The organism is Pedobacter sp. UC225_61 (assembly GCF_044452285.1).
In the GTDB taxonomy this organism is placed as follows: Bacteria; Bacteroidota; Bacteroidia; order Sphingobacteriales; family Sphingobacteriaceae; genus Pedobacter.
The window spans coordinates 183,506-205,051 of sequence record NZ_JBIOAL010000001.1; the positions used below are offsets into that span (position 1 = coordinate 183,506).

The 21,546-nt window shown below is 34.0% G+C and carries 23 protein-coding genes; 12 read left to right on the plus strand and 11 right to left on the minus strand.

Going from position 1 to position 21,546, the window contains the following annotated elements; all coding sequences use genetic code 11:
* Positions 1-483 carry a hypothetical protein gene (locus ACHMWN_RS00890; protein WP_397297024.1) on the minus strand — a complete coding sequence of 161 codons (483 nt, stop codon included), beginning with the start codon at positions 481-483 and terminating at the stop codon, positions 1-3.
* Between the two features lie 51 nt (positions 484-534).
* On the opposite strand from ACHMWN_RS00890, the gene ACHMWN_RS00895 reads away from it, so the two are divergent.
* Complete coding sequence (locus ACHMWN_RS00895) at positions 535-1,020, plus strand: ABC transporter ATPase (RefSeq protein ID WP_397297026.1); 486 nt, start codon at positions 535-537, stop codon at positions 1,018-1,020.
* A gap of 141 nt (positions 1,021-1,161) precedes the next feature.
* Positions 1,162-3,591, plus strand: a complete 2,430-nt coding sequence (locus ACHMWN_RS00900; protein ID WP_397297028.1) for an AsmA family protein — start codon at positions 1,162-1,164, stop codon at positions 3,589-3,591.
* A gap of 63 nt (positions 3,592-3,654) precedes the next feature.
* On the opposite strand, the gene mtgA is transcribed toward ACHMWN_RS00900, so the two are convergent.
* From mtgA to ACHMWN_RS00925, 5 genes are all read right to left on the minus strand, one after another.
* Complete coding sequence (gene mtgA / locus ACHMWN_RS00905) at positions 3,655-4,377, minus strand: monofunctional biosynthetic peptidoglycan transglycosylase (protein ID WP_397297030.1); 723 nt, start codon at positions 4,375-4,377, stop codon at positions 3,655-3,657.
* Positions 4,378-4,535: 158 nt separating this feature from the next.
* Positions 4,536-4,979, minus strand: coding sequence for a 50S ribosomal protein L9 (gene rplI, locus ACHMWN_RS00910; protein WP_372820547.1), 444 nt, complete (start codon positions 4,977-4,979; stop codon positions 4,536-4,538).
* 10 nt (positions 4,980-4,989) lie between these two features.
* Complete coding sequence (rpsR, locus tag ACHMWN_RS00915; RefSeq protein WP_055132310.1) at positions 4,990-5,253, minus strand: 30S ribosomal protein S18; 264 nt, start codon at positions 5,251-5,253, stop codon at positions 4,990-4,992.
* The gene (rpsF, locus tag ACHMWN_RS00920; protein ID WP_173272592.1) at positions 5,253-5,615 is read right to left on the minus strand and encodes a 30S ribosomal protein S6; all 363 of its coding nucleotides are present in this window, start codon (positions 5,613-5,615) and stop codon (positions 5,253-5,255) included. The genes rpsR and rpsF overlap by 1 nt, the downstream gene beginning before the upstream one ends.
* Before the next feature lie 152 nt (positions 5,616-5,767).
* The gene (locus tag ACHMWN_RS00925) at positions 5,768-6,514 is read right to left on the minus strand and encodes a hypothetical protein (RefSeq protein WP_397297033.1); all 747 of its coding nucleotides are present in this window, start codon (positions 6,512-6,514) and stop codon (positions 5,768-5,770) included.
* Between the two features lie 378 nt (positions 6,515-6,892).
* Here ACHMWN_RS00925 and ACHMWN_RS00930 point away from each other — a divergent pair, with 378 nt between their 5' ends.
* On the plus strand, positions 6,893-8,773 hold the full coding sequence (locus ACHMWN_RS00930; protein WP_397297034.1) for a DNA polymerase III subunit gamma/tau: 1,881 nt from the start codon (positions 6,893-6,895) through the stop codon (positions 8,771-8,773).
* A gap of 58 nt (positions 8,774-8,831) precedes the next feature.
* On the opposite strand, the gene ACHMWN_RS00935 is transcribed toward ACHMWN_RS00930, so the two are convergent.
* Positions 8,832-9,254 (minus strand): hypothetical protein, encoded by a 423-nt coding sequence (locus tag ACHMWN_RS00935; protein ID WP_397297035.1) that lies wholly within the window; start codon positions 9,252-9,254, stop codon positions 8,832-8,834.
* Positions 9,255-9,309: 55 nt separating this feature from the next.
* Entirely contained in the window at positions 9,310-10,503 is a 1,194-nt protein-coding gene (locus ACHMWN_RS00940) for a redoxin domain-containing protein (RefSeq protein ID WP_397297037.1), read from the minus strand.
* A gap of 130 nt (positions 10,504-10,633) precedes the next feature.
* Between ACHMWN_RS00940 and ACHMWN_RS00945 the strand changes: the two genes are divergently transcribed.
* Positions 10,634-12,136, plus strand: coding sequence for a sensor histidine kinase (locus ACHMWN_RS00945; protein ID WP_397297038.1), 1,503 nt, complete (start codon positions 10,634-10,636; stop codon positions 12,134-12,136).
* Positions 12,133-12,822, plus strand: coding sequence for a response regulator transcription factor (locus ACHMWN_RS00950; RefSeq protein ID WP_397297040.1), 690 nt, complete (start codon positions 12,133-12,135; stop codon positions 12,820-12,822). The genes ACHMWN_RS00945 and ACHMWN_RS00950 overlap by 4 nt, the downstream gene beginning before the upstream one ends.
* A gap of 76 nt (positions 12,823-12,898) precedes the next feature.
* Here ACHMWN_RS00950 and ACHMWN_RS00955 read toward each other — a convergent pair whose 3' ends face one another.
* Together ACHMWN_RS00955 and ACHMWN_RS00960 are read right to left on the minus strand one after the other, a co-directional pair.
* A complete protein-coding gene (locus ACHMWN_RS00955) occupies positions 12,899-13,714 on the minus strand; it encodes a hypothetical protein (protein ID WP_397297042.1) in 816 nt (271 codons plus the stop codon).
* Positions 13,715-13,933: 219 nt separating this feature from the next.
* Entirely contained in the window at positions 13,934-16,153 is a 2,220-nt protein-coding gene (locus ACHMWN_RS00960) for an NADP-dependent isocitrate dehydrogenase (RefSeq protein ID WP_397297044.1), read from the minus strand.
* 238 nt (positions 16,154-16,391) lie between these two features.
* Between ACHMWN_RS00960 and ACHMWN_RS00965 the strand changes: the two genes are divergently transcribed.
* The 7 genes from ACHMWN_RS00965 to ACHMWN_RS00995 all read left to right on the plus strand — a co-directional run bounded on the left by ACHMWN_RS00965 (position 16,392) and on the right by ACHMWN_RS00995 (position 20,979).
* The gene (locus ACHMWN_RS00965) at positions 16,392-16,955 is read left to right on the plus strand and encodes an alpha/beta hydrolase family protein (protein WP_397297045.1); all 564 of its coding nucleotides are present in this window, start codon (positions 16,392-16,394) and stop codon (positions 16,953-16,955) included.
* Positions 16,888-17,673 carry an alpha/beta hydrolase family protein gene (locus ACHMWN_RS00970; RefSeq protein ID WP_397303507.1) on the plus strand — a complete coding sequence of 262 codons (786 nt, stop codon included), beginning with the start codon at positions 16,888-16,890 and terminating at the stop codon, positions 17,671-17,673. Before ACHMWN_RS00965 ends, ACHMWN_RS00970 begins: the two co-directional genes overlap by 68 nt.
* 220 nt (positions 17,674-17,893) lie before the next feature.
* Entirely contained in the window at positions 17,894-18,658 is a 765-nt protein-coding gene (gene map, locus ACHMWN_RS00975) for a type I methionyl aminopeptidase (protein ID WP_397297046.1), read from the plus strand.
* A gap of 5 nt (positions 18,659-18,663) precedes the next feature.
* Complete coding sequence (locus tag ACHMWN_RS00980) at positions 18,664-18,870, plus strand: hypothetical protein (protein ID WP_397297048.1); 207 nt, start codon at positions 18,664-18,666, stop codon at positions 18,868-18,870.
* Positions 18,867-19,166: a GNAT family N-acetyltransferase gene (locus tag ACHMWN_RS00985; RefSeq protein ID WP_397297049.1), complete on the plus strand. Its 300-nt coding sequence runs from the start codon at positions 18,867-18,869 to the stop codon at positions 19,164-19,166. The genes ACHMWN_RS00980 and ACHMWN_RS00985 overlap by 4 nt, the downstream gene beginning before the upstream one ends.
* Positions 19,167-19,370: 204 nt before the next feature.
* Positions 19,371-20,132: an enhanced serine sensitivity protein SseB C-terminal domain-containing protein gene (locus tag ACHMWN_RS00990; RefSeq protein ID WP_397297050.1), complete on the plus strand. Its 762-nt coding sequence runs from the start codon at positions 19,371-19,373 to the stop codon at positions 20,130-20,132.
* A 211-nt stretch (positions 20,133-20,343) separates the two neighbouring features.
* Positions 20,344-20,979, plus strand: a complete 636-nt coding sequence (locus ACHMWN_RS00995; RefSeq protein WP_397297051.1) for a DUF6266 family protein — start codon at positions 20,344-20,346, stop codon at positions 20,977-20,979.
* A 135-nt stretch (positions 20,980-21,114) separates the two neighbouring features.
* On the opposite strand, the gene ACHMWN_RS01000 is transcribed toward ACHMWN_RS00995, so the two are convergent.
* On the minus strand, positions 21,115-21,447 hold the full coding sequence (locus tag ACHMWN_RS01000; protein ID WP_397297052.1) for a single-stranded DNA-binding protein: 333 nt from the start codon (positions 21,445-21,447) through the stop codon (positions 21,115-21,117).
* Positions 21,448-21,546: the final 99 nt, after the last annotated feature.

Genomic DNA, 21,546 nt, shown 5'->3' on the forward strand with positions numbered 1-21,546 from the left:
TTATTTACTGCTTGCTAATAGCGTTTGATTTATTTTTTTAAAATTCTCTGCCAAAGCATTTAATTCTGCTACATCAATATTTTTTAAAGGAATAACTACATAAGTCCCCATCGAATCGATCTCCCCTTTGCTATCGTTACGTGTTTGAATTATTACGTCATCATTTTTTGTACGCAAATATAAATCACCTTTGGTGGATGTACCGTAATAATCCATTGTTTTAAAACGAGATAAATTAAAGGCAAAATATTCTTCCTTTCCATTCGTATAAACTCTCCTATAACGACAAAAACCAGTGTTAGTAACATTAATTTCATACCGCTTAATTTCTTGATTTTGCCCCTCCTTGTCGTAATATTTTGTGAGCATATTTTGGATGAAAACTGTATTCTCTTCAGGTAAGTCAAATCCTGAAAAAACACAAAAAGCTAGGCATACAAGAATGAAAACACACTTTTTTAAGTTCAATGTAAACTTTTTCATTAGAAGGGAGTTTTTAGAGAAGTAAATTAAATAAAATGATAAATTTGAAATATGATTTTTTCTCCACATTCTAAAGTTTGGATTTACCAAAGTAACCGTGAGTTTACAGCTGCAGAGGCTGAAGAAATACAGCAAAAATTGGATGCTTTTACTATGCAATGGAAAGCCCATGGCCATCAGCTCAAAGCAAAAGCAGAAATACGTTACAATTTTTTTATTGTTTTAATTGTAGATCAGGATTCAGCATCGGCTACAGGCTGTTCTATAGATTCATCGGTTCGTGTAATTAAAGAAATTGAAACTACGTATGGCATTGATTTATTTGATCGATTTAATATGGCTTATAAATTAGATGGCCATATTTATGTAAATACAAAAGAAGATTTCGAGACTTTAATTACCATCAAAAAAATTGGTCCACAAACTATCGTATTTAATAATATGGTACAAACCTTGGCAGAATATGAGCAAAAATGGGAAGTACCATTAGAAAACAGTTGGCATCAACATATTTTTGCAGAACAGTTAGGAATTTAATCACTATAATACATTTGGACATTCTTAACCATCTAAAAAACAGACTATTGAATTAATGATTCAATGGACGAGGAATCCTGTTGTCCTAATCAAACTTTAAAGGGTTTAATTTGTTATCTTTAATAACATCAAAACCCATCTATGTCTCGCTGGCTCAAAATTTCCATTAAAATACTTGCATCTTTTTTTGTTTTAATCCTATTAATTTGGTTAGGTGCGGCTTATTATATTAATCATAATAATAAAGCTATTTTAAGTACAATTCTCAATCAATTGAATGCCAATGTAAGTGGAAAAATAGATGTGGAGAGTATGGAAACTACATTGTTAAAAGGATTTCCAGGTGTTTCAGTTTCTTTAAAAAAAGTACAACTTAGAGATAGTTTGTGGGTAAAACACAAACATGATTTATTGAATGCAAATGATATAGATGTTTCTTTAAATATTTTTTCGCTTATTGCAGGAAGCATTAAAATCAATAAGATAGGAATAAATAATGCCGCTATTTACCTCTATACCGATAGTTCTGGCTATAGCAATACGAGCATGTTTAAATCTAAAAAAGACGCTAAACCTACAAATACAAAATCTTCAAATGATTTTGAAATTAAACGAGTTGATTTTAATAACGTTAATTTAATTGTAGATAACCAAAAACGATTTAAGCTTTTTCACTTTTTAGTAGATGATCTTAAAGGGAAAATAGATTATCCAGATTCTGGCTGGAATGGGAGTTTAAAACTCAACACCACAATTAAAAGTTTTGCTTTTAATACTAAAAAAGGAAGTTTTTTGAAGGATAGAACATTAACTGGGACTTTAATAGCGCATTACAATAACAAAAGCAAAGTAGTTACTATTGATCAGGAAAAACTAAATATCGGTGAGGATGAATTTTTTATTGGGGCTAAGATAGATCTAGCGAAAAACGATTTTGCATTTTCTATTGACATTAGGGCTGACAAGATCTTATACAAAAACATCGCTTTGTTATTGTCACCAAATATTTCATCCAAATTATTAAAATTTGCCATCGATAAACCCATTGCAGTAACTGGCCATATTATAGATGATGGTAATAAAAGCGGTAAAGATCCGCTTATTAATGTACGAATGATTGTTAAAGATAATACAGTAACCATTCCCTCTGGTCAATTGACTAAATGTAATTTCACTGGAACATTTACTAACAAAGACACACTAAACAAAGCCATTGGTGATGAAAATTCGGCAATTAAATTTTATGCCTTAACTGGCAATTATTACAATGCGCCACTGAAAGTTGATACTTTTTTAATTAGCAATTTAGCTAGACCAGTTGCTGCTGGATTCGTAACTTCTCAATTCCCTTTAGAAAAATTAAATAGCTCCCTTGGCGGAGAAACTTTTAGATTTAAGAAAGGCACAGCAGATGTCAGATTATATTGCAAAGCAGATATTGATAATTTTAGATTTACCAAGCCTGTTTTAACCGGAAATGTTGCTATTAAAGATGCAGACATTACCTATTTGCCTCGCAATATGAACTTGGTAAATAGCTCTTTGATGCTCAATTTTAATCAAAAAGATTTAAACATTACAGGCAGTAGATTTCAATTGGGGAAGAGCATCTTGAACATGAATTGTTCTATTGAAAATTTCCTTAATTTCTACTATACGGCTCCTGAGAAGATATTGGTTAACTTAAAATTAAGCAGTCCACAATTATATTTAAGTGAATTTATGCCACTTTTAGGTGTAAGAAAATCTGTAAAAAGAAAACCTGCTATTAACAATTCTATAAAAGAAGTTTCAGACCAACTAAGTGCGGTATTAGAAGCAGCTAAAATCCAAATTCAACTCAATGTTAACAAAGCAATTTATAATCGCTTTGTCGCTAATAATTTGAGTGCTAACATTTCCATGGTAGGTGATGGAATTTATTTTAACAAAATTAATGTCAGTCATGCAGGCGGAAATTTGAATTTAACAGGAAACGTTAAACAATCTGGAGCTATAAATAAATTTACCATCAACTCTATAATTAGCAAAGTAAATGTGAAAGATTTCTTTTATGCATTTGAGAATTTTGGGCAGACTTCCATTACTAATCAAAATATAAAAGGTTATCTTTCCGCAAAAGTAAACGCTGTTGGCAGTATAACTGATAAAGGAAACGTAGTTTCCAGATCTATGTACGGTCAAGTGATTTTCAGCTTAAATAATGCAGCGCTTATTGGTTTTCAACCTTTAGAAAAGGTACAAAAACTTGCTTTTGCAAACAGAGATTTTTCTAATATAGCTATTGATAATTTAGATGGCACTTTAACTTTAAACGGAGATAAAATTATAATTAGTCCTATGCAGTTTAATACCAGCGTATTAAATTTTAACATGAAAGGAATATACGGCTTGGGCCTAGGAACTGATATTGCGATGGATATTCCATTAAGAAACCCTAAAAAAGATGAGAATATAACAGATAAAGCAGCTAAAGAACAAGCTCGTATGAAAGGTATTGTTTTACACCTTAAAGCAGTTGACGATGGTAAAGGGGGAATAAAAGTGCGCTGGAATAAAGATCACGATTAATGTAAGATATGAAGTGTAAAATTGAATGTAGCACAGCCATCCATCTTACCTCTTATATTTCCATCAAAAGTCAAGCGGCCCTAACCTTCTCATATTTCGCATAATTAAATACTGACGGTGTCTAATATATCCTGTTGGTCTTTTAGGTGTCCATCGTAATGGATTAGGAAAACAAGCAGCAATTAAAGATGCCTCACTCCTACTTAAACTACTACATGATTTGCCATAATATGCCTGTGATGCAGCTTCAGCTCCGTAAATACCATCGCCCATTTCTATTACATTCAGATACACTTCTAAAATTCGTTCTTTGCTCCACAACAATTCGATTAATAAGGTGAAATAAGCCTCAAAACCTTTCCTAATGTATGATCTTCCTGGCCATAGAAATACATTTTTAGCAGTTTGTTGTGAAATAGTACTTCCGCCTTTTACCTTTTTGCCTTTTGCGTTACTCGCATATGCCTTTTCGATAGCTTTAATATCAAAACCCATGTGCTGTAAAAAGAGCTGATCTTCTGCAGAAACAGCAGCACGTTTCATATTATCGGAAATATCTTCGAACTTAACCCATTTCTGAGCCATTTTCCTTGGTTTGTCATCCGCTTTGCGCTCCCAATTACGTTGCACCATTAACAAAGTTATTGGTGGGTTGATAAAACGATAAGCTAATACCCAAATCACACTAAATAGAAAAAACCATATTAAGACTTTACCTGCAATTATGCTGATGCGTTTTAGTAAAGATTGCTTTTTTTTGCTAGTAGGTTTTGCTCTTTTTGTCATTAAAAGTAAAGGTATATAATTATTTAAATTTTAACATTCTCTTAGTTACCAGCAAGAAGTTAAGGAACATAAGCTTTAATTCCTTAATGTTAAAATTGATACATAAAAAAACCGCTCCGACATTAATCGGAACGGTCTATACTATCTGTGTAGATAAATTACTCAGCTACAACTTCGAAAGGAACTTTCACTTTCACTTCTTTGTGTAAGTTTAAGTTAGCTACGTATTCGCCAACCATTTTAGGTTCAGTTTCGAAAGTAATACGACGACGATCTACATCAAAACCTTGAGCTTTTAATGCATCAGCAATCATGATAGTGTTTACAGCACCGAAAATCTTACCTGTTTCGCCAGCTTTAGCACCAATCGTTAATTTAACATCAGTTAAACGAGTAGCGATACCCTCAGCATCTTTTTTAATTTTATCTTGTTTAAAAGCAGCTTGCTTTAAGTTTTCTGCCAATACTTTCTTAGCAGATGGTGTAGCCAATTGACCAAATCCTTGAGGGATTAAGTAATTACGACCGTAACCTGGTTTTACCGTAACGATATCATCTTTCTCACCTAGTGATTTGATATCTTGCTTTAAAATAATTTCCATTTCTCTGCGCTTATTTTAATTGGTCAGTAACGAAAGGCAACAAACCGATGTGACGTGCACGTTTAACCGCTTGAGCCACTTTACGTTGAAATTTCAATGAAGTACCAGTTAAGCGGCGAGGTAAAATTTTACCTTGATCATTGATGAATTTTAACAAGAAGTTTGCGTCTTTGTAATCGATATACTTAATACCATTTTTTCTGAAACGGCAGTATTTTTTTCTGTTATCATCCACTTTTGGAGCGGTAACATATTGTATTTGATCCTTTGCCATTATGCTCCAGCCTCCTCTTTCTTAGGTTTTTTGTTAAAAGCTCCACTGCGTTTTTTCTCGCTATAAGCAATCGCATGGCGATCTAATCTTACAGTTAAGAAACGTAAAACACGCTCGTCGCGTTTCAATTCTAACTCTAACTTGTTAATTAATTCTCCTTCAGCTTTGTATTCTGTAAGGTGGAAAAATCCGCTTGCTTTTTTTTCAATCGGATACGCTAATTTTCTCAAACCCCAATTATCTTCTGCGATAATTTCGGCTCCGCTATCAGTAATAATGCCTTTAAATTTAGCTAAAGCCTCTTTTGCAACATCTTCTGACAACAACGGGGTAAGAACGATAACAGTTTCGTACTGATTCATCATTGTTTTTTAAAGTGATTTATAATTTATTTCCGCTATTAAAACGGGTTGCAAATGTAGTGAGATTATTCTTAAAATCAAAATGTTAGAGAGAAAAACATGTAGTCCTCAAATCTAAAAAGTTAGAAATCTAGATCTGAATGTTTTCGGACTTAATACTGCAATACTTTAACTCTGTATTTACCCTTAAAATATTCTTTCATTTTAATCACTTCTTTATTCTTTTCGGTTAACCAAAATGTGGCATAACTATCTGGCGTATAATTAATTTTAAGCAACCAACATTTTGTTTTTACCTCATTATTTAGCACTAAATCTTCCTTACCAACTACCTCATATCTGTGGTAACTTGGTTTGGCTTCATTTGGATCAAAAAATGAGATATCGAATTTTTGCCCTACTTTTTTAATGGGCAATAAAGCATACGTTTCTAAATCTAACTCCCAGCTTATTATCGGAATATTTAATTGAACCTTTCCCTTTTTAATTGCCAAATTATTTTTTACAGTATCCGTAGGCAACATGAAATCATCTTTATAATCATAAGCAAAAATCCCCCTGCCCTTGTAATTTCCATGCCTATAAATTGGCGCCAATGTTTTACTATCACAGATATTAATGATCGTAGCTAACAAAGTATCAGCATGCATCCATTCCCACCTAAACTCTATTACCGGTTGCTGATGAAATGTAGTTAATTTGGTTGTTCTTTTCCAAATGTCTCCAATACTTCTCTTCGCCATTAAAGAATCTGTCATATAAACCAAATAAGTATTGGTTCCTTCTTTTAAATTCTGAAGCAACAACTTGTTGTTTTTAGCATTTATGGTGTCAATTTGAGCATTTACACCTAAACTAAATACTAAGAGTGGCAGAGCCAATAGTAATTTTCTTTTCATGTTTTAGGGATTTTACTTTTTAGACATAAAAGTTATACCCATAGTTACAATAATGACCAAAATTAGATGTAATTAATACAGTCAATATATATCCGAAATTAGATTAATTATTTAGCTAATTTATAGAGGTAAACAACAAACCCACCTATTAATTTTAAAAATGCAATTAGTTTTTCCATAGGAGATGATATTTACTACAAAAATCGACATCTATTCTCACTAATTTATCCGTAGTACTACGCATTTTTTAAAAAATACCTAAAACTAGGTACTAAATTTTCAATCAACCACTTGTAATTTCCACCCTCTCTTAGCAATTTTTCAACATTTCAATTTTTCAATCTCTACAACAATTAAAAAATTCCTATTTTCGTTGCGATGGAAAATTTTATTGTTTCGGCACGTAAATATCGTCCAGCTACGTTCGAAACCGTAGTTGGCCAACAGCATATTACGGGCACTTTACAAAATGCCATTAAGAATAATCAGCTGGCACAAGCATTTTTGTTTTGTGGACCACGTGGTGTAGGGAAAACTACTTGCGCTCGTATTTTAGCAAAAACCATTAATTGCACTAATCTTACACCCGAACAAGAAGCGTGTGGAACTTGTGAAAGTTGTGTTTCTTTTCAAACTGGCCATTCTTTTAACTTCCATGAATTAGATGCAGCTTCCAACAACTCTGTTGATGACATTAGAAGTTTAATTGAGCAAGTACGCATACCGCCACAAGCTGGCAAATACAAAATCTATATTATTGATGAGGTTCACATGCTTTCTGCGAATGCGTTTAATGCGTTTCTTAAAACATTAGAAGAACCTCCTTCTTACGCTATCTTTATTTTAGCAACTACTGAGAAACATAAGATTTTGCCAACTATTTTATCTCGTTGTCAGATTTTTGATTTTAATCGTATACAAGTAGAAGACATAGCTAACCATTTAAACAAAATTGCTACAAGAGAAAATATCTCGGTAGATAGCGATGGTTTACACATTATTGCTCAAAAAGCAGATGGTGGTTTACGCGATGCGCTTTCTATGTTTGATCAAATTGTAAGCTACACCAACAAAAATTTAACTTACAAGGCAGTAATTGATAACCTTAATATTTTAGACTACGACTACTATTTTAAGTTAGTTGATTTTTTAAGCAATGGCGATGTAAGTCAAACCTTATTGTTATTTAATGAAGTTTTAAATAATGGTTTCGATGGCAATAACTTCATCAATGGTTTGGCCAGTCACTTCAGGAATTTATTAGTGGGCAAGGATAGTCAAACGTTGCAATTGCTGGAAGTAAGTGAAAATATCAAACAAAAATATTTAGCTCAAAGTAAATTAACTGATCTTGGTTTTATCTTAACTGCCTTAAACTTAGCTAACCAATGCGATTTGATTTACAAAAACAGTAAAAATCAGCGTTTGCAAGTCGAATTAGCCCTAATTAAAATGTGTCACATTCCATCGGTGATACAATTAGCGCAACAACCTAAAGCAACTGACCTAGATCAGGATAAAAAAAAAACTTTAATTAGTTCTGACGTAAAGAAACCAGAGAACTCAAAAATTGAGGAACAATTAAAGGTGCCTACAGCAGTTGAGGAACCCAAAAACCTTAAAGTCGAAAATGCTAGCATAGCTGATCTTAAAGATTTTCTTGACCAAGAAGACTTACAAGATTTACCAGATCACTTAGATGTTGCTTTACCGACAGAGATTCCTGTTCAAATTCCGAAAACACCTTCGGTAAATAGACCATCTTCTGGTTCGATTAAGATTCAGCCACTTCATACCACTAAAATAACCTCTCTAATTCCATCACTTACAGATTTAGAGCGTGTTGCCAATGGCGAAGAAGATAAGGGCCCACAATATGTTACTGGCAATGAAAAGCAGGAATTTACCGCAGAACAATTTTTAGAGTTTTGGAAAATCTATACACAAAAGGCAAAAGATGCAGATAAAATTCATCTGTATACTTTAATGAATAATGATCCGATTATAAATGGGACAGAAATCACCGTATTAGTTGAAAATTTAGCCTTAGAAAGCACACTTCAAGATGAAAAAATTGAATTACTAAACTTTCTTCGCACAGCATTAAAAAACTTCGATTTACAAATAGTATCGAAACGAGCAGAAAACACACAAAAGAAACGCATTTATACCAATAAGGATAAATATAGCTACATGGTAGAGAAAAATCCTCAACTAGAAGAAATGCGTAAACGTTTTAATTTAGATATTAATCCGTAGTCAGTTCTCAACTCATAATTCTCATCTTTCAAAACTATCAACTGAAAATTGCAACCCGCTAATTGCTATTCGGCGCATCATTTTTAGGATACCCTTCTTCGTCCAAATCGTCTCTTTCATCCTCTTCTGTACGAGCCAAAATTTCATCTTCAGGACTTAACAATACGCTATCTCCAGTATTGTCAACATGCATACCAAGTTCTTCTAATTTATCGCTTACCTTTTCTTGGTCAGTCGCGTATTCATCGCCCACATAAGGATTAGCCTCATCGAAAGTAGAATTATCATCTACAGAACCTGTAGCAACTGTTTCATAAGGCATTGGGTGATCATAATCTTTGTCCTCCCCTTTTACATCTAGTTCATAACTTTGCTTCTCTTCATCAAAAGATAAGTCGTTAAAATCTTTCGTTTCCCCAAGATCACTTGGATGCAATTTATCTGTGGCTTTTTGCGGATTGTTGTTTGAATTTTCGCTCATAATCTTTTCATTTACTATATAAATATAACGAAATGAGCAGAGTAATTGTTTGAAATTAATACAATACCATCATTCTCATTTTACGCTCCTGCTTTTCAATTTTTAATCCAAGTGCTTCGATAGACTTTATCACATTGGCTTGCGTTCGCATTTCTATAGCAGTTTTAATATCAAATTTACCTTTTAAGTTAGTTTCATTTACAACAGGAAGAGATAACTCATTGCTCAAATAATCGTTAGCAAAATCATCAATAGTAACCGCTTCGCCCTCATAGCCTCGCCCACTAAAGCCATAACTTGTTTCTTTAGTTGACAATGGTTGTTTAAACCCATTATCCATTAATACATACACAGGGATAGTTTTGTATTCAATTCGAGCTTTAACAGGCAAAATAGCATTCAATTTTTGTTGCAAAATAACATTCAAACTATCTTTTTCTTCTGGTTTAACCAAAATATCTACACAATATAAATTACTTCTATCTTCATAATTATCAAGTTTTTTCTCATCAACCTCGTATATAATTTGATTACTCGATACAATATTATAAGCATCTTTATACATAGAAATTATACCTGTATTGACAAAACTTCGTCTTCTTTTTGCAAAAACACTTTTTCCCCCGTATCTCTTTCCCATCGATCGTTGACCAATCATATAACTACGGACAGTAAAATTTGAAGAAAGTGTAGAATCTACCGCAAAAATATCTGCCGATGTATTTGCAGGTTTTTCCTTAACGTTAGCATTAGATACAATTTTTTTGCCTGCATATAAACTATCTAATAAACCTTGTGTAATGGAATGTGTTTTCATTACTGCAACAATTTGTTTATCAGCGTTTACAATTGCACACTGACTTACAGAAGCCAAATTAAATAAAGTGTATAAAAGATAACTCGTATCAGTTGATAGCCAAATTGAAGTGGGTTTATTTTTAAGGTATTTTTGGAGTTTTAATGGGTCGTCATCAGAAATTGCAATGACCTGTATTCTATCAGCATTAGCCTTTTGCAGTTTAGTCAACTCATCCATTTCGGGTATGCAAGGGCTACACCAGGTGCCCCAGAAATTTAAGATGTAAAATTTTTTATCCTTGCTTTCATTTAGATTAACACGCTTAACAGGTGCATTTATAATCTGATTAATCGGAATGTTTGGAAATTGGTCGCCAGCTTTAAGTACCATACCTTGTCCAAACGCAAAAATTGGAGACAGGAAAAACAAATAAGTAAGTATTTTTTTCATCAGTATATAGTTTATTTTCTTCGATACAAATGTGATTATTGTTAAGCTAAAACAGAGTTAACAGCATGTTATGCAATGTTATATTATGTTAACAGCAAAATAATAATGGGCTTTATGATTAGATTTGAACATGCGTCAAAAACACCAATTACTTCCGGCACTCTGCTTTATAGCCATGCTTATTCTTTTAGGCTTACAAGTTTATTGGATTAGCAAATACTATAACATTACCAAGCAAAACTTTGAAAAAGAAGTAAATCTTGCTTTCGAAGATGCCTTTAAAAAGGAATTTAGCCTTCGGGCTGATAGCATTCAGCACATTTTAAAAAGGAGGTTGTTAGATACCACTTTATTTACCATTACAAGCAAGTTCGACAAAAAAGAAAAAAAAGTTATTTATACAGTTGGCGAAACCAAAAGACCAAAAGATAAGTTCTCCAGTTCTTTCTCTCTTCATGATATTGATGTTCTAATTAACAAAGAAAATAAAAAACAGATTACTACTCTTATTGCCCAGCGATTTTCTGAATTGCTTAGAAATGAAGACCTAAACAATCATATTGTATATTACAGAACGCAGGAGTTAGGTAAATACATGGTAGAGCTTACTAACAAAATAGAATTTGATACGACGAATTTGCGGCCAATTTTAAACAAATATCTTTCCAAGAGATCAATTTTTGTAAAGTATAATTTTTACGCAAAACAAAAAGACAGCACTACTAATAGTAGCACTTTTAATCAAGCGCTATTAAAAAAGTATCCTATTATTACGCATTCACTTCCTACCTACAAGCACAATCCTGGACAAAATTATGTAAGGGTCATGTTTAAAGATCCATTTCCCTATATCCTATCAAATATGTGGTTAATTCTGTTTAGCTCTATATTTTTGGTATTCTTAATTGCTTTTTGTTTGTATTATTTATTAAAAAGCCTAAGAAAAGAGAAAAAGCTATCCTTGATAAAAAATGACTTCATCAGTAACATTACGCATGAATTTAAAACCCCAATCGCCACAACTATGCTTGCTGTTGAGGAGCTAACTAATAAAACGGTACGACAAGATGAGGAAAAAGCAACACGTTATTTAAAACATGCGAAAAATGAACTAAAACGCATTAGTGAACTCACTGATAAAATATTAAAAATCTCGTTGTACGATACAGAGAACTATAAGATTAAAAAAGAGAAAATCGAGATTGAAGCAATACTCAAAGAAATTATTGATATCTACAGTCTTTCTGAAAAAGATGTGAAAATTACGTTAAAAAATAACACTGGAATTGTAGAGATACTTGCAGATAAATCTCAATTTCAACATGCAGTAGCTAACATTATAGATAATGCCATTAAATATGGGCGAGATGAGGTAGAAATTGATGTTAATGTATTGGGAGATTCAGGCTATCTCATTACCGCTTTTAAAGACAATGGGCCAGGCATTGTTAAATCTGACTTACCTTTTGTTTTTGAAAAATTCTATAGAGCTAAGCAGAATCAATCCACAGTAGTAAAAGGATATGGATTAGGCTTAAATTACGTGAAGCAAATTATGGATCAACACCATGGCTGGTACACCATCATCAGCAATCAAAATGGAACTGAATTAAAATTAGGTTGGCCTTTATGAGTACAGTAAAAATTCTCTTTGTAGAAGATGAGCCAGCTCTTGCGGAGATTATCAAAGAAAGTTTAGAAAGCAAAGGCTTTGAGGTAACTCATGTAACTACAGTAGCTGCAAGTTTGCAAGCACATGCTTCAACTCCCTTTGATTTACTCATTCTCGATGTCATGTTACCAGATGGCGATGGATTTTCATTATTAAAGAGAATACGTTTAAAAGATTTGATCACCCCAGCATTATTTTTAACTTCAAAATCACTGGCTACAGATGTAGTGAATGGATTTGAAAGTGGTGCTAACGATTACCTTAAAAAACCTTTTAGTATAGAGGAATTAGTGATTAGAATAAAATCACTATTGGGAATGGTAAACACTAGACCTATTGATATTAAAAAAACAGGCCCATTTACCATTGGAGAGTATGTATTCCATTATCCTGAAGGAGTTTTAGTGTATAAGGGCGCAAAGAAGCAGCTTACTTTTCGTGAAGCAGAAATATTAAATGTACTCCAAACTCGTCACGAACAAATGGTTCCACGTCAAGAGCTACTTTTAACGCACTGGGGAAATGATGATTATTTCTCAGGGAGAAGTCTAGATGTATTTATCACAAAGCTGAGGAAATACCTGAAGCAAGATCCTTCCATTGCTATTTTAAACTTTAGAGGACAAGGGTATAAGTTAATTTTTTAACAGCCCATAAAAAACCCATTTGCTTAGCATTTGGGCTTCTTAATTCATAGGTAGAATGTTTTAAACTCGTTAATACTTAATAACTTTCATAGGTATAAGTGGTTTTAACAACGCTTTGAGTAATGGAATTATTTAATGTTGCTGCTAATACAGTTTTTATTCTACCCATATCGTCCAAATCATAAGTTTGGATGAAACTATTCTTGTTCTGACTTGATGTAGCATTTTTAAGCAAAAATTTACTTTCACTTATAGAATAGTTAAGAAAATAAGATGTTGGATCTAAGACATTATTATAATATTCATTTGACCCACTGTATGCAGGAGTAGCTGGCGCACCATTAACTGCTTGTGGAACATTATCAGTGGTTACAACAGGATTTGTACCATTTAAACTATAATTGAAGGTACGAATACTGAAAACTGTATTTTGGTCATCTTTTAACACCGATTTAATAACATTACCATTTAAATAATTATATTCTTGGTTGAATTTTGAAGTTACTACTGGCTGCGCTGTATTTTGATAATTAGTAGCGGTAAAAGTTGTACTCTCAATAAGATCTGTATTACCTTGATATTTATAGTCGGTAACATATTTCATTGAATTGGCGCTTTCAGAAACCATCTGCACAAGTTTACCATTCAAGTACGAATATGTTTGTGTGCTGTAAACCACTCCAGGTTTTTTAAAATACTCTACTTTTGAAAGCTGATTTGCGGTATTATAAGAATATTTATATAAAGTACCATCATCACTGCTCGCTTCAACAAGACGAGAATGCTTGTATGGATCAGGTGGAACCGTTACAATTGGTTTTATAGGTTCCTTTTTGCAGGCTGTAAATAATGCCATCAAGGCAATTAAACTGTAGATAATAATTTTTTTCATTTTGCTAGGGATTATATTCACTGGCAAACCTAGCTATTCCTAAAACCTCAAAAAATCATCTTTTAGGGGCGTTCAAAAATAAACTAAGGATTTAAATAGCGATAAATAAAAAAGAATAACCTTAAAAGACGAGGTGACTAAAAAGGTTAAGAAAAGTGTGACAACAAAAAAGCCCAAATGCGAATGCAAATGGGCTTGTTATATTTTAAAACATTAGACTTATAAACTTGCCAAGGTAGTATTCAAGGTTTCACTTGGGCGCATGGCTTTACTTGCCAAGTCATCATTTGGATGATAGTAACCACCAATATTTTGCGGTTTACCTTGTGCGCCAATTAACTCGTCCACTATTTTACTTTCATTTTCTGTTAATGCTTTTGCTAGCGGCGTAAATCTCGCTTTTAAATCTGCATCTTTTGTTTGATTGGCTAAAGCCTCTGCCCAATACAAAGCCAAGTAAAAATGAGAACCACGATTGTCAATTGTACCTAGTTTTCTACCAGGAGATTTATCTGTTGCTAAGAATTTCGCATTTGCTTCATCCAATGCATCTGCTAAAACTTGTGCTTTTGTATTATTTTGGGTTTGCGATAAATGCTCTAACGAAGCTTGTAAAGCTAAGAACTCACCTAATGAATCCCAACGCAAATACCCTTCTTCTATAAACTGCTCAATGTGTTTTGGAGCAGAACCACCAGCACCAGTTTCAAACAAACCACCGCCATTCATTAACGGAACAATAGATAACATTTTTGCAGAAGTTCCTAATTCTAAAATTGGGAATAAATCTGTTAAATAATCACGCAATACGTTTCCGGTAACCGAGATGGTGTCTTGTCCTTTTCTAATTCTTTCTAAGGTGTATTTAGTCGCTTCTATTGGCGCAAGGATTTGAATATCCAATCCGTTTGTATCATGATCAGCTAAATATTTTTTCACTTTCGCAATGATTTCTCTATCGTGTGCTCTGTTTTCATCTAACCAAAAAACTGCTGGCGTAGCAGATAAACGAGCTCTATTTACAGCTAATTTTACCCAATCTTGAATTGGTGCATCTTTAGTTTGGCACATTCTAAAAATATCGCCAGTTGAAACTTTCTGATCAAAGAAAACTTTACCGTTTGCATCTGTTACACGGATAGTACCGTTTGCTTTTGCTTGGAAAGTTTTATCATGAGAACCATATTCTTCAGCTTTTTGAGCCATTAAACCCACATTAGGTACAGAGCCCATCGTAGTTACGTCAAAAGCACCATGTTTTTTACAATCTTCTATTGTAGCAGTATATACACCAGCATAACAACGATCTGGAATTAACGCTGTCGTATCTTGAGGCTTTCCGTCTTTGTTCCACATCTGCCCAGAAGTACGGATCATAGCAGGCATCGAAGCATCTACAATCACATCCGATGGTACATGAAGGTTGGTAATTCCTTTATCAGAATTCACCATCGCCAATGCCGGCCCGTTTGCAATCGCCGCAGCTAAATCTGCTTCCACTTCAGCTTGTTTTGGGTGGCCAGCAATTTTCGCATATACATCACCCAAACCGTTACTGGTATCCACATTCAATTCCTTAAATAAATCTGCGTATTTTGTAAATACATCTGCAAAGTACACTTCTACTATTGCACCAAAAATAAGCGGATCTGAAACTTTCATCATCGTTGCTTTTAAGTGTGCAGACAATAACGTTCCAGCTGCTCTTGTTGCAACAATTTCTTTTGCTACAAATGCTTTCAATGCAGAAAGACTTAATGCAGAGCTATCAATTACTTCACCAGCTTTTAAATTAGCTAAACCTTTTAATTCGGTTACCGCACCATCTTCCGCTACAAATTCTATTTTAAATTGCGTAGGTTCTGCAACTGTTAAAGATTTCTCTGAACCGTAAAAATCGCCTTCAGTCATGCTTGCCACTCTAGTTTTAGAATCTGCAGACCAAGCACCCATCGAGTGTGGATTTACTTTTGCATAATTCTTAACCGCTTTTGGCGCTCTTCTATCTGAGTTACCTTCACGTAAAACCGGATTTACGGCAGATCCTAATACTTTACCATATTTCGCTTTAATGGCTTTTCCTTCCTCACTTTGTGCATTATCAGGATAGTTTGGTAAGGCATAACCTTGCGCTTGTAATTCTGTAATCGCATCCACCAATTGCGGAATTGACGCAGAGATATTTGGTAATTTGATAATATTTGCCTCAGGTGTGGTTGCTAATGCGCCTAATTCAGCTAAGGCATCGCCTATTTTTTGATCGTCTTTTAAAAACTCTGGGAAGTTGGCTAAAATTCTTCCTGCCAATGAAATATCTCTAGTTTCTACATCAATACCTGCCGAAGCAGTAAAAGCCTGAACAATAGGTAATAAGGAATACGTAGCCAACATTGGCGCCTCGTCTGTTTTGGTGTAGATGATCTTAGATGTATTTGACATAATTTTAGTATTTGTTTAGGTGGATTGGGCCTTGAAATTAACCCTTTTCTTAAAATCGCCTAAAGATAAAATAATCAGATGAATTTAAAGACATTGAATTGTTAATAAAGGATTTTGAGTAAAAGCTATGATATTTTAACCCATATTATGAATAAGAAAAGCTAATGAATGTAACCTCATTCTAAAATTAAGCGTCACAAGAGCTATCAAATCTATTTTATGTGTTATAAATATCTTTTTGCATTCCTTTTTTTTTGTTTACGGAGTAAGTCACGCTCAACAAAAGTCCGTATCAAGAAATGAATTGTATCCATATGAAGGAACCTATGAGTTTGAAAATGGCTACAGAATTACTCTTGGCATTTTTGACGAACTCAATCAGAGCTTGGTTTATTTAAATCTTAACACGTTAAAACTTGGTGCATTGATTCCTGTTGCGGCAAATAAGTTTAGAGATATGAACGACAGCACCAAAATATTTTCTTTTAAATTTAAAAACAATAAAATTGATCGTTTAGAGATAGGTTATAACACTGTAAAATCCACTGGTAAAAAAGTGGCTCCTCATCAAGTAAAGCAGGTGTCTTTTCAAAGTGGTACTAACTTAATCAAAGGTGATCTTTACCTACCTGCAGGCGAAGGGAAACATCCTGTTGTTATATTTGCCCATGGCTCTGGTCCATCAACTAGAGGGGTTGGTTTTTTTACTACTTTTTTCCTGCAGTTGGGAATTGGTGTACTTACGTTTGATAAACAAGGCGCAGGAGAATCTACCTGGCGATTGGGAAACCGCAAGTTTTGATGAATTGGCTAACGACTTAATATCGGGTGTTAATTTTTTAAAATCCCAACCAAATGTTAACCCTAATAAAATAGGCATTATGGGAAATAGCCAAGGTGGATGGACCGGAAGCATTGCGGCATCTAAAATCAAAGATTTAGCCTTTTTTATAGTTAGAGTTGGAGCTGGTGAAAATGTTTTAAATACGATTAGCCATGAATATAAATGTTCTTTAATGGCTGATGGTTTTACGACTGCAGAAACAAATGAGATCATGGAGATGTACAATGCAAACTGGAATATGGCAAAAAGCAATACTTGGGAAGAAGGAAACAACCAAGTATTGAGTTATAAAACTAAGGATTGGTTTAAAAAAGTATATCCACAAGAACCAACCAAAACTTTGAGTGCTCAACAATGGTGGACTTGGCTAAGCAAAAATTTAAGTTACGATAGCTACGATTATTTAAAACGCATTAAAACACCAACCTTGTGGCTAATGGGCGAAAAAGATGGAAATGTTAATTCTCAGAAAGGCTATCCTAGAATTAAATCTGCTCTTCAATTAGCTCGTAATTCTGATTTCATTGTTGCTATTATTCCGAATATGGCACACAATGGTATGATTGCTAAAAATGGGTTTTATAACGAGCCTTTAAGCTTTGAATATGCTGCAGGTTTTTGGGAAAGACTTGAGAAATGGCTAATTGATAGAAAAATTGGTAAAAAGTTAAACTAATTTTGCAAATCCTACTTTGGTTCAATATCATACGGAACCAAAATGCTTAATTGTATTCAAAACCATTCTTTTATTTGCATTATGTTTTTTAATCGCAGGTTTGGTTCAAGATTATTTAATTGAAACTTTCTAAAACAAAAGCCTGCTTAACTAGGTCTCATACAAGTCTATCCTACATAATTTTAAGAAAAGACCTACCTTTAATGCAAATTGTAAAAAGATGTCAATAAACAATGCCGAAGAGCTTGCAGGAATGCAAAAAATAAGTGATGCCGTAGCCATTACACTCAAAGAAATGAGAGCGTATGTAAAACCAGGCATGACTGCTAAACAATTAGATGATTTTGGCGGTGCTATTTTAAATGATTTAGGTGCAAAATCTGCCCCACGTTTAACCTACGACTTCCCTGGTTGGACCTGCATTAGTGTGAATAATGAAATTGCACATGGCATACCGAGCGAACAAAAGATATTTAAAGAAGGCGATTTAATCAATATTGATGTTTCTGCAGAATTAGATGGTTTTTGGTCAGACAATGGCGGTTCTTTTGTATTGGGCGAAGATATTTACCACTACCAAAAATTAGTTACTGCTTCTAAAAACATTTTAAAGAAAGCCATCAACCAAATAAAAGGAGGTGTTAAAATCTCTGAAATTGGAAAACTGATTGAAACGGAAGCAAAGAAATCTGGTTATACCGTAATTAAGAATTTAACCGGACATGGTGTGGGCAGAAGTTTACACGAAGAACCCCATGAAATTGCCAACTTTCAAGACCGCTATAACTTTGAACGCTTTAGAAAAAACACCACCGTTGCTGTGGAAACCTTTATCTCCACCAAATCTACTATAGCCAATACCGAAAAAGATGGCTGGACATTAGTGGGCAACAGAGGTGGATTTGTAGCGCAACACGAACACACCATTATGGTTACAGACGGAATACCATTAATTCTAACAAGTCAAAACGAAATTTGGAACTAAACACTATGATCGAAAGCAAACGCCTCATCCTACAACCCCTCACTCACGACCAATTAGTAAAATACATTAAAAATGATAATTCGTTAGAGGCAGAGTTAAAGTTAAATCCTACTCACAAAATAATTAGTCCAGCGCTCAAAGAAGCTTTAGAAGAAACCATTTTACCCAATGTAGCCGATACCGGTAAAAACCATTTATTCTCTACCCTTTGAACTCTATTCTAAAGGCCGAAAACAAAATGATTGGCGATGTATGCTTTGTAGGTGAACCCGATGAAAATGGAGAAATTGAAATTGGGTATGGCACTTACGAAGAGTTTAGGGGCCAAGGCTATATGACCGAAGCCGTCGCCTGTATTATTGGGTGGGCAAAAAGCCAAGAAAACGTGAAATCTATATTTGCCCAAACCGCAAAAGATAATCCAGCCTCCTTTGAGATATTAGAAAGAAACCATTTCGAAAAAGTGGGCGAAGTTGAGAATGTGTTTAATTGGAGGTTGGTTTTTTAAGACAACCAACTTTGACAAGCTGCAAAACGTTACAATTGTGGGATAAATTTCAAAATCTGCAGGTCAATATTAGACTCCAAGATAAAATTGGTGGAGAAATTTCATCTTCGTACTTCCTATTGCATAGGAATTAATACAAGCAAATCACCTATAGCTAGCTGCTACATCATTGACACATAATATGGCTAACCCAAACAAAAACTTATGGGATTATTTGATTTTTTTAAAATAAACAAAAAACGAAATTATGAGCCAGAGAATATTGACGAAATATTTAATCTAGCTGCAAAAGATATTACTTATAGACCTCTTTTCTACAGAACAATTTTAGACACAAACCTTTACCTTTTGACGGTTACAGATGAAGAAGGTAATAATGAAACAAGCAAACTAAAAGTCAAAAATTGGGATGATGGAAAAATTCCCGTCTTTACTTCTACAGATAAGATTTTTGAGAATAATATTATTACTGAAGAAGAAAACTATATAATGGTGAAAGGAAGATCAGTATTTGAAAACTGTCCAGATGACACAACTTTTATCCTTAATCCTTACTCTATTCCATCCAAAGTGTTTACCCCTTCAGAAATAAAAAAACTAATTAATGGAGAACTCTTTAAACCTGATGAAGAAAGACAAATAAAGGCTGGGAAAAACATTCTGATATCTTCCCCCAAAGAAAGTACTACTGTAATTGCGGAAGCAATAAGAAAATATTGCTCCACAAGAAGAGAAATAAATGGAGCTTATTTAGCTTTAATGGAAGATACTTCAAGCACGGAACTTCCACATTTGATAGTTGGTTTAGAAGTCAAATCAAACATACATGAGATATTTGGAGAACTTACTGAAGTTATTAGACCAAATATTGCCAATGGAGAACCTGTTGATATGATTGATATTTCGAGAGACACAAAAATATCAAGGAAATTAAAAAAGTATATATTCAAAGTATATGAATTATGAAATATTCCTTTTGATTTAGTGAAATTAAAGGGTATAATAATTTTAGAAATATGCCTAGCTTCTTCGGAGCTTCTTCGGAGCTTCTTCGGAGTTTGTTCGGAGTTGATACGGATAGTGTCCGAAGAAACTCCGATTAATATACGTCTTAGATTCGGTTTTGTACATAAAATAACTTAGCTTTAATAAAGCGTTTCACTTTATTAATTGACAAATGGCACAAGCAAAGAATGGTATAAATGGTGGTTTTTCGGGAAAAGCGGGTTCTGTGATTGGTTACACCGTAAGAGGTAAGCAAGTGATGAGGAGTGTACCTCGTAAAATTAGCAAGAACCCTTCAGAAAAACAGTTAGCTGCGAGAGCTAGGTTCGGGTTATTACAGCAATGGCGTTCGCCCCTCACCTCTTTTTTTGCTATTACGTTTAAAAACCACACGCACGAGCGTTCAGCACAAAATGCTGCACACCATTTTAATTCGGGAATTGTAAAAGGGGAATACCCAAATTATGTGATAGACTACAGTTCGATAGTCATTAGCAGCGGAAACCTTCCGTTTCTTCCCAACTTACAACTTGATGCAAGTGATAAGCAAAACATACACCTAACTTGGGAACATAACTTTGAGCATGATGCAGCCACAAATGATTTGGTTGCTTATGTGATTTTGTACGAACAGCACGATTACTTTGATGGCGATCTAAATGTTGCAGAAAGAGTAGCCGGGAAATGTACGTTAAAGTTGAATTATCCAGAGGGCTGTAAAACTGCGCACATCTATGTTACAGTATTGTCTAACGATAGAGAAAGGGCGGCAAACAGCAAATATTTAGGCGAAATTGAATTGCCGTAACAGCATAGCTTTAATCGCTGTTTGTAGCTATTATATGGTAACCAAATGAATAGAGGCATGCTTAAGTGACTTGTTATAAGTCATAACATCAAAAAAATTCACTTGCTAGTCTGTAGCAAGTGAATCTAAATTAAACTAACCTGCCACTTGTGTTTCTTTGAGTAGTATTTCTTCTACTACTATTTCTGTGGTGTACCGTTTTGTACCATCTTTAGCTTCGTAGTTATTGTTCTGTAATCTACCTTCTATGGAGAAACGTGTACCCTTTTTAATTTTTAATTCTGCGATGTCAGCCTTTGCGCCCCAAAAAGTTAAAGAAAACCAGTGTGTTTTTTTCACTTCTTCTCCTGCTGCGTTTTTATAACTCTCGTTTACCGCCATATTTACACGAGCCAATTTGCTGTTTCCGCTTACTGTTTTTAATTCTGCATCGTTGCCTGCAATACCACTTAATACTACTTTGTTCATTCCATTTTCCATCATCTTAAAATTTAAGTTTCTAACTATTTTAACGACCAATAGTCACCACGACTACCGACAGTACAAAGGTGCAAACACCCAAAAAAT